This window comes from Moorena sp. SIO3H5, assembly GCF_010692395.1.
In the GTDB taxonomy this organism is placed as follows: domain Bacteria; phylum Cyanobacteriota; class Cyanobacteriia; order Cyanobacteriales; family Coleofasciculaceae; genus Moorena.
The window spans coordinates 1-2,322 of sequence record NZ_JAAHHS010000678.1; the positions used below are offsets into that span (position 1 = coordinate 1).

Annotated in this window: 1 protein-coding gene; it reads right to left on the reverse strand. The window is 39.0% G+C overall.

Features of this window, described 5'->3' with window-relative positions; genetic code table 11:
* Positions 1 to 41: 41 nt before the first annotated feature.
* A complete protein-coding gene (locus F6K52_RS35430) occupies positions 42 to 1,826 on the reverse strand; it encodes an FkbM family methyltransferase (RefSeq protein WP_293089754.1) in 1,785 nt (594 codons plus the stop codon).
* Positions 1,827 to 2,322: the final 496 nt, after the last annotated feature.

Genomic DNA, 2,322 nt, shown 5'->3' on the forward strand with positions numbered 1-2,322 from the left:
TATTCCCGATTCCCGATTCCCGATTCCCGATTCCCCATTCCCTATTTCTTTTTAAGAGAAACTAATGATGGGACAAAAGCATAAAGTCGTAGATGAATTATCTTGGCTTGATTAAATAAGCCATCTTTAATCAGGTGAGGAAGAGGCTGAGGTCTAACATTGTAAATTTTGTTGTCTATAACTTTAACTTTGCCTCCTTCTTGCTCGAAGAAACCGGATTGTAATAACTGGTTAAAATAGTACTGGTCACCAAAATGTCCAGCTCTCATAGTTGAGTCATTTTGTTTTGAAACCAGAGTAATCCAGCCATCTATCATTTTAGTAATAAATTGGCATTTTCTAAAGGCGAATACTCCTGTATTCATAGTTTTAGGGGATTCATAGCCAAGATATTTATAAGGGGGCTTGCTATAGTCAATATTAGGAGTTTTTGCGATACAAAAATCACAGTCATCTAGGAAGGAAAATATTTCAGATATATCTCCAACGACCAAGGTGTCTGTATCAAGAAATAGAGTTTTTTGATAAGGGCTCTTTTTCAAGATATCTACTTTGAGTTTATGAGGATTTTTATTCTCGTTTAAGGGATAGACTGTACAACCATCTAACTCTCCCATGGGGCAATCAGTAAATAGGGAGATGGGGATATTAGGATTGGATTTCTTTAAAAATTTATAAGCGTTAATAAATTCTTGTTTAAATTTTTCACCAATGGCTAAATAAATGACACCACAGTCGTGGCTTGTGTCATTCTTTTGATTAGAGTTTCCCTGGAAACCTTTACTATTATCTTTATACACACCTTCTAATAAAGCTTCGGCAAAATTATCTTCTGACCACTGGAAGTTAGGGTTAAGGGACATCCCTAAGCGATACTCAGTTACTGCTTCAGCAGCCATCCCTTTTCGGGCTAGGGCTTTGGCTAAGGTGATATGATACTGATGGTGATCAGGCTTAAGTTCAATAGCCTTACGGTAAAATGCGATCGCAGATTCGAGATGACCTTGTTTCTCCAATACTTCCCCCAAGTTGTGATGAGAGGAAGATATGGTGGGGTTAAGGCCAATGGCACGACGGTAAGCGATGATAGCTTGATCAAGCTGACTATTTGCTGTGTAAGCTTCCCCTAATTTATGCTGGAAGCCGCAGAAGTATTGTGCTTTTGCTGGTATTGCCAGTACATCAATTCTCTTAGTGTTGAGGCTGGTCTTTGGTTGTATTGGTTGTAACTCGTAATCATGTCGCTTCAGAAAATCGTAAATCTCTTGTCGATTCCCGAGGGTTCGTTTAAATACATTCTCGTTAATCTCAATCACCATCCGAGGTTGATGTTGATAGATAGTCTCTTCGGCTCCTTTGAGGGCTTTTAACTCCCAACCTTCTACATCAAACTTGATCAAGTCTAGCTGAGTAAACTCAAAGGAATCTAATGGAACAGCGCGAATGGTTTGTGATTTCTCTGAATAGGAGCAAAAACTTTCTCCTGTGTTGGGTCTAATCACTAAATTCAGGGTTTCTTCTTGGTCTGAAAGAGCATAGTTATAGGATTCTGCCCCTGGTACATTTAATGTCAGACATTCATAAGCTTCTGGCAGGGGTTCAAATCCTAACACTCGACCAGTTATCCCAACTTTATTCAAGTAAGCAATGGTGTGATCGCCAATGTTGGCACCAACATCAATGGCAACACCGCCCCTTGGTATATGGGGTAAAATCTCCTTCAGCAGTGATTGATCGTGATCTAAGCGTCCTAATTTTGGGATTAATTGAGTCCTATAGGTGTCATTTTCAATTAATGCAATACCATTCCAAAATTTGATTGCCATAGTTAGGTTTTAAAGGGAGTAGGGAGTAGGGAGTAGGGAACAGGGAACAGGGAACAGGGAACAGGGAACAGGGAACAGGGTAAAAATACTTGGCTTTTTGAGAGTATTTATGATAAATTAGTAGATGAATTATAGGTAAAAAGCAAAAGTAAATAGTGTATTTTTTTATTAAAATTATTGATAATACTACTAATTTTTTATTTAAGAGTTTATCAAAAAAAACTTTTGCCTCTTGCCTCTTGCCTTCCCCTCCTGGGAGGGGTTAGGGGTGGGTTCCTCTTGCCTATTGCCTTCCCCTCCTGGGAGGGGTTAGGGGTGGGTGCCTCTTGCCTTAAAACTTTTGCCTGTTCCCTATTCCCTATTCCCTCTAGTCTTCAAGATAATTCTCTCATTTTAAGCTATTTGAAACAGAAAACACTTAACCACTTTGGTTCAGCTTGAGATTGAACATTACAAATAACTGCACCCAACTCAACCCAAATTTTCAACCAGGATA